General features: G+C 60.0%; 7 protein-coding genes and 1 pseudogene. 3 read left to right on the plus strand and 5 right to left on the minus strand.

Annotation, left to right across the window (positions count from 1 at the left end; all coding sequences use genetic code 11):
- Positions 1–163 precede the first annotated feature (163 nt).
- Positions 164–553, plus strand: a complete 390-nt coding sequence (locus Q1J43_RS06135) for a DUF3568 family protein (protein WP_301101527.1) — start codon at positions 164–166, stop codon at positions 551–553.
- Positions 554–727: 174 nt separating this feature from the next.
- On the opposite strand, the gene hemF is transcribed toward Q1J43_RS06135, so the two are convergent.
- The 5 genes from hemF to dusB are packed head-to-tail and all read right to left on the minus strand — an operon-like array spanning position 728 to position 5,816.
- On the minus strand, positions 728–1,660 hold the full coding sequence (gene hemF / locus Q1J43_RS06140; RefSeq protein WP_301101533.1) for an oxygen-dependent coproporphyrinogen oxidase: 933 nt from the start codon (positions 1,658–1,660) through the stop codon (positions 728–730).
- Positions 1,653–2,924 (minus strand): phosphoribosylamine--glycine ligase, encoded by a 1,272-nt coding sequence (purD, locus tag Q1J43_RS06145; protein ID WP_301101528.1) that lies wholly within the window; start codon positions 2,922–2,924, stop codon positions 1,653–1,655. Before purD ends, hemF begins: the two co-directional genes overlap by 8 nt.
- Positions 2,925–2,943: 19 nt before the next feature.
- Complete coding sequence (gene purH / locus Q1J43_RS06150) at positions 2,944–4,518, minus strand: bifunctional phosphoribosylaminoimidazolecarboxamide formyltransferase/IMP cyclohydrolase (RefSeq protein ID WP_301101529.1); 1,575 nt, start codon at positions 4,516–4,518, stop codon at positions 2,944–2,946.
- Between the two features lie 30 nt (positions 4,519–4,548).
- Positions 4,549–4,785, minus strand: a complete 237-nt coding sequence (locus Q1J43_RS06155) for a helix-turn-helix domain-containing protein (RefSeq protein WP_301101530.1) — start codon at positions 4,783–4,785, stop codon at positions 4,549–4,551.
- Positions 4,782–5,816 carry a tRNA dihydrouridine synthase DusB gene (dusB, locus tag Q1J43_RS06160; RefSeq protein WP_301101531.1) on the minus strand — a complete coding sequence of 345 codons (1,035 nt, stop codon included), beginning with the start codon at positions 5,814–5,816 and terminating at the stop codon, positions 4,782–4,784. The genes Q1J43_RS06155 and dusB overlap by 4 nt, the downstream gene beginning before the upstream one ends.
- 197 nt (positions 5,817–6,013) lie before the next feature.
- Here dusB and Q1J43_RS06165 point away from each other — a divergent pair.
- Positions 6,014–6,190 (plus strand): annotated as a pseudogene (locus tag Q1J43_RS06165) (type II toxin-antitoxin system prevent-host-death family antitoxin); the annotation flags it as partial.
- A gap of 6 nt (positions 6,191–6,196) precedes the next feature.
- Positions 6,197–6,379: a hypothetical protein gene (locus Q1J43_RS06170; protein WP_301101532.1), complete on the plus strand. Its 183-nt coding sequence runs from the start codon at positions 6,197–6,199 to the stop codon at positions 6,377–6,379.
- The last annotated feature ends 157 nt before the right edge of the window (positions 6,380–6,536 follow it).

Raw genomic sequence — 6,536 nt, forward strand, 5'->3', positions numbered from 1 at the left:
CCAGCGATCCGCAAACAACTGAAAAACTACGAACGCATGAAGCTTCTCATCGACCGATGGATCGAGCTGGGAACAGAACTATCCAATCTCCGACTCGCCAAAGAAACGATCTGAAGGGGGAGAACTTGTCACTCTCCAGTTCATTACCACTGAGGAGATATAAGTGAAGAAAGTATTTTTGATCGTGTGTGCAATTTTGGTACTTTGTGGGACGACAGGTTGCGCGACTCTAGCAGACGCAAAAGCCGCGAAGGGGACTGGCAGTGCACGTGTCTATGACAAACCCTATGAAACGGTTTGGAACGCAACATTGGAAGTTGTAAAAGCTTCGGGTCTAAGCCTTGTCAATGATGACAAAGCTCGGGGTCAAATTCTTGCTCAGAATGGGATTTCGGCATTTAGCTACGGGGAAAATGTCGCCATCTTCGTGGAAGAGGTACAGGGTAAAGTCCAGACGCGTGTCGAGGTGGTCAATAAACGAGCAATGAGCACAAACGTGTTTGCAGCGAATTGGGAGAGTCGCCTTCTCTCCGCTCTCGATAAACGTTTGTAGCACAGTCGGGTAAGGGTCGGCTTCTCTCCGGCCTTCCCCACACCACCCGGCGTGCGGGTCCGTAGTGCCATTGGGGCCAAGCCCGACTAACCTCCTTTTTTGAAGCTGACTCATGCGCCGGGTTTGAAACTTCAGTGCAGGGCAAGTCATGCCTGATTTTTGCGCGTGCCCGACCTATGCCCAGTCGCGCGGCGGTAGCATTTCGTAAAGTTGCGCTTCGGGGCTTCCCGGCTCGGGTTGCCAGTCGTAGCGCCATTTGACGACCGGCGGTAGCGACATCAGGATCGACTCGGTGCGCCCGCCCGATTGCAGGCCGAACAGGGTGCCGCGATCCCAGACCAGATTGAATTCGACGTAACGTCCGCGCCGGTAGGCTTGAAAATCACGTTCGCGCTCGCCAAAGGGGGTGTTCTGGCGTTTTTCGATGATCGGCAGGTAGGCTGCGCAAAAGGCGTCACCGACTGCCCGGGTCAGCGCAAAGCAGCGCTCAAGGGGGTCATCCCAGCCGGTGCCGCCTTCGCAGAGATCGTCGAAAAAAACGCCACCAACACCACGCGGTTCGTTGCGATGCTTGAGGAAGAAATAGTCGTCGCACCATTTCTTGTAGCGTGCATGCACATCGTCGCCGAAAGGCGCCAGCGCCTGCTTGCAGGTGGCGTGGAAGTGGCGGATGTCTTCAGCATACGGGTAATAGGGCGTCAGATCCATGCCGCCGCCAAACCAGACGACGGGCGCTTCGCCGGCTTTGCTGGCGAAGAGCGTGCGAACGTTCATGTGCGCTGTCGGGCAGAACGGGTTTTCCGGGTGCAGGACCAGTGAAACGCCCATGGCTTCGAAACTGCGCCCGGCCAGTTCGGGCCGTTTGGCGGTGGCTGACGCTGGCAGTGCCGCGCCGGTGACATGCGAGAAGGCGACGCCGCCGCGCTCGAAGACGCGGCCACCCTCGATAATGCAGGTCAGCCCGCTGCCGTCCAGCGGCTGGCCGGCTTCCTTCTGCCATGGATCGGCGCGGAAGCGTTGGCCGCTTGCTCCTTCGACGGCCTCGGCAGCGGCGACGATAATCGTCTGCAGGCCGCTGAAGTAGGCCTTGAGTACTGCGCTATTGATCATCTTGGAGTCGACGAAGAATCGCGCGGTGGCCGATGTCGCGACGATACTGCATGCCGTCGAAGTGGATGCCGACGAGGGCGTCGTAAGCGTGTTTTTGCGCCTGCTTGACGTTGTCGCCGAGCGCGGTGACGCACAGTACACGGCCGCCCGTGGTGACGATGCGGCCGTTCTTTTCAGCAGTGCCGGCGTGAAACACGTGCATCTCTTCACTGTTGACCGGTAGTCCACTAATGACATCGCCCTGGCGCGGCGTATCCGGATAGTTGGCCGCCGCCAGTACGACGCCCAGGGCGACGCGCCTGTCCCATTCGGCTTCGACCTGGTCGAGCTTGCCGGCCACCGCGTGCTCAAGCAGGGTGAGCAGGTCGGATTTCAGACGCATCATGATCGGCTGGGTTTCCGGGTCGCCCATGCGGCAATTGAATTCAACCGTTTTGATCGAACCGTCCTTGCCGATCATCAGTCCGGCGTAAAGGAAGCCGGTATAGGGCATGCCGTCGGCGACCATGCCACGCACCGTCGGCAGGATGATTTCGCGCATCGCCCTGGCATGAACCGCCGGGGTGACCACCGGAGCCGGCGAGTATGCACCCATGCCACCGGTATTGGGGCCGGTATCGCCGTCGCCGATCCGCTTGTGATCCTGGCTCGAGGCGAGCGGCAGGACGTTCTTACCGTCGACCATGACGATGAAGCTGGCTTCCTCGCCGTCAAGAAATTCCTCGATGACGACGCGCGCGCCGCTGCCGGAAAGCATGTGATCGATGGCGCGGTGCGCTTCATCGAGCGTCATGGCGACAACAACGCCCTTGCCGGCAGCCAGTCCGTCGGCCTTGATGACGATGGGTGCGCCCTGTGCATCGACGTAGGCGTGGGCCGCCGCGACATCGGAAAAAGTTTCAAAGGCGGCGGTGGGTATCCTGTGCCGGGCCATGAAGCGCTTGGCAAAATCCTTCGAGCTTTCGAGCTGTGCGGCTTCCCGGGTCGGGCCAAAAATTTTCAGGCCGCGAGCCCGGAAAATGTTGACCACGCCGGCGGCCAGCGGCGCTTCCGGGCCAACGAGCGTTAGATGAATGCCTTCTTGCTCGGCGAAATCGGCGAGCGCTGCCGGGTCGGTGATCGTGATGTTTTCCAGCTCGGCTTCATGCGCCGTGCCGGCGTTGCCGGGCGCGACGTAGATTTTTTGCAGGCCCGAGGTCTTGGCCAGGTGCCAGGCCAGCGCGTGTTCGCGCCCGCCTGAGCCGATGACGAGTAGTTTCATGGGGGTAGTGACCCGTTTCTTAGTGTCTGAAATGACGGGCGCCAGTAAATACCATGGCGACGCCGTGTTCGTTGGCGGCGGCAATGACTTCTTCGTCACGCATCGAACCGCCGGGCTGGATAACCGCCTGAGCACCCGCTTCGGCAAGAATGTCGAGGCCGTCGCGGAAGGGGAAGAAGGCATCCGAAGCCACACAGGCCCCGGTTAGCGCCAGGCCGGCATTGTTCGCTTTGAGCACGGCGATGCGCGTTGAATCGGCGCGGTTCATCTGGCCGGCGCCGACGCCGAGCGTCATCCCGCCAGCGCAGAAAACGATGGCGTTGGACTTGACGAATTTGGCGACACGCCAGGCAAAAAGCAGGTCGTCGATCTGCGCGGCAGTCGGCGCAATGGCCGTTACCACCTTGAGGTTGGCGGCCTGGACGTTGAACTGGTCCGGCGTTTGCACCAGCAGGCCACCGCCGACGCGCTTCATTTCGAAGGCGTGATAGTCATGCGACAGCGGCAGTTCGAGAACGCGCAGATTCTGTTTCGACGCCAGCATTGACCTGGCCGCCGGCGTGTAGGCCGGGGCGATCAGCACTTCGACGAAGTGCTTGCGCTCGTTCATGGCGGCGACGACGTCGGTATCGACAGTGCCGTTGAAGGCGATGATGCCGCCGAAGGCCGAGGTCGAATCGGTCTTGAAGGCTTTTTCATAGGCCGCCAGCAGCGTGCCGTCGATGGCCACGCCGCAGGGGTTAGCGTGTTTGATGATGACGCACGCCGGTGCGCTGAAGGACTTGACACATTCCCAGGCAGCATCAGCGTCGGCGATGTTGTTGTAGGAGAGCTCCTTGCCCTGCAATTGCTGGTAGGCGGCGATAGCACCCGGCGTCGGCGTCGGGTCGCGGTAGAAAGCCGCCTGCTGGTGCGGGTTCTCGCCGTAGCGCAGGGTTTCGACACGGTCGAAGGCGAGTTGCAGTTTTTGCGGGAAGGGCGATAGTGCCTGCGGGCTGTTTGTTTCGTCGAGCGCGGTCAGCCAGTTGGCAATCGCAGCGTCATAACGCGCGGTGTGGGTGAAGGCTTTTTTGGCCAGGCCAAAACGCGTCGCCAGCGTCAATGCGCCGCCGTTGGCGAGCATTTCGGCGAGCAGGGCGGGGTAGTCTTCGGGGTCGGTGACGATGGCCACGCCGGTGTAGTTCTTGGCTGCCGAACGGACCATCGCCGGACCACCGATGTCGATATTTTCGATCGCGTCTTCGAGCGTGACGTCCGGCTTGGCGATGGTTTCACGGAAAGGGTAAAGATTGACGCACACCAGATCGATGGTCGGAATGTCGTGCTCGGCGATGGTCGCCAGATGGCCGGGCAGATCACGGCGGGCCAGAATGCCGCCATGGACTTTTGGATGCAGGGTCTTGACGCGGCCGTCGAGCATTTCCGGAAAGCCGGTGTAATCGCCGATCTCGGTCACGGCCAGGCCGGCGTCGCGCAATAGTTTGGCGGTGCCGCCGGTGGACAACAGCTTGACGCCCTGGGCGGCAAGGCCCTGGGCAAACTCAAGCGCACCGTGCTTGTCGGAGAGGCTGATCAGGGCTTGACGGATTTTCATGATGGGCCTTTTCTTGGGTTCAAAAATGGGTCACACCAGCTTGTAGTCGACAAGCTTCTTGCGCAGGGTGTTGCGGTTGATACCGAGCATTGACGCGGCCAGAGTCTGGTTGCCGCCGGCTTGCAGGAGGATCACTTCAAACATCGGGCGTTCGACGCTGCGCAGAACCATGTCATAAACGGCCCCGGGCATTTCGCCATCCAGATCCTTGAAGTAGGTCTCCAGTGCGCCGTAAATGCAGGCTGAAATATCATTGCTTCGTTTCATGCGGCGAGTTCCTCAATGTCATTGTCGTTTTCAGTCTGGATGTAGCTCAGGTGTTCGTTGCGTTCGGCCAGCGCGTAGAAAAAATCATTGACTGCCCGTTGTTGGGTGGCGATGTCAGGTAACAGGTTCATGCCGTGCCGGAAAGCGGCTGAACCGACCAGGCCCCGGGTGTACCAGGAGATATGCTTGCGTGCGACTCGCACGCCGGTTTCGATACCGTAGAAGTCGTAGAGGTCTTCGAGGTGCGCGAGCAGTACCTTGTGAATTTCGCTGACGCTGGGGGGAAGCAGGTGCGTACCGGTGGCCAGGAAATGTTCGATCTCGCGAAAAAGCCAAGGACGGCCCTGCGCGGCGCGGCCGATCATCAGCGCATCGGCACCGGTCGCCGCGAGCACCTGCTGCGCTTTTTCTGGCGAAGTGATGTCGCCGTTGGCGATGATCGGGATGCGCGCCTGCGCTTTGACTGCAGCAATGGTTTCGTACTCGGCCTGCCCAGTGTAGCCGCAGGCACGCGTGCGGCCATGCATGGCCAGGGCGCGGATGCCGGACTGCTCGGCGATCTTCAGGATGGTCAGCGCGTTGCGGTTGGTCTTGTCCCAGCCAGTGCGGATCTTCAGGGTGACCGGCGTTCCCGGGACGGCATTGACCACCGCAGCAAGAATCTGGCCGACCAGAGGTTCATCGCGCAGCAGCGCCGAACCGGCCATCACATTGCAGATTTTCTTGGCTGGGCAGCCCATGTTGATATCGATGATCTGCGCGCCGCGATCGACGTTGTGGCGCGCCGCTTCGGCCATCATCGCAGGAATTGAACCGGCGATTTGCACCGAAATGGGTTCGACCTCGCCGTCATGATTGGCGCGCCTCTGTGTCTTGGCGCTGCCGTAGAGCAGCGAGTTGGAGGTCACCATCTCGGAGACGGCCAGCCCGGCGCCCATTTTTTTGCACAACTGGCGGAAAGGGCGGTCAGTCACGCCGGCCATCGGAGCAACAAAAAGATTGTTTCGCAGTGAAAAGCCGACGAATTCCATAGAGGTGGCGTGCACAGCGCAGGACAGGGGAAGGGGCGAATTTTACCTTGATTGCCGCCTAAAAAATAGTCAATTTCCAAGCGGCTTCGTTGTCAGTCGACAGAAAACAACACGCCGCCAAGTTGCCTGGCCGTGTGCTGCGTTCAGCGCGTGTAGCCGGGCTCCGGCAGCTTCGGGTTTGAAGCGAGGGGCCGCAGGTCGTGACTCGGCACGGGTCGGAAACCGCTGTGCTCGTGCCGATTGCAGAATGGAAGCGTTTGAGTAAGGCCGCACGTCCTTCACTCAAAGCCTTGCTGTTATCAGACGAGGCCCGTGCAGTCCTTGTGTTGCAACAGCGAGGGCATGCAAAACGTCGGCCCGCTGTTGTGCTGTAGCCCATCATGTATCTCCTGGACACCAACGTCGTTTCGAAGCTACGCAAGCCGCGCCCCCACGGTGCAGTTGTGGCATGGATCGAAAGCATTGCCGATACGGATATTTACCATGTTTTAACGCGCTTTGTTTACCCCTACAAGCCAAACGCCTTGATACCGCTTGGTTACAGCGATTTTACTGTTTCATGAGGATGGCTACAGGGAGTTAGAGCTTAACGCCCAGCAAATCGAGGATACGCTGTTGATCGTTGTCGGGCTGGGTCACTTGATCGAACTCGGTATTGGCGATTTTCACCCGCTGAATCCGAATCGATCCACCACCGCCTTGAACGTCCATTGACGCGCC

The organism is Propionivibrio sp., from assembly GCF_029255185.1.
Taxonomy (GTDB): Bacteria; Pseudomonadota; Gammaproteobacteria; order Burkholderiales; family Rhodocyclaceae; genus Propionivibrio.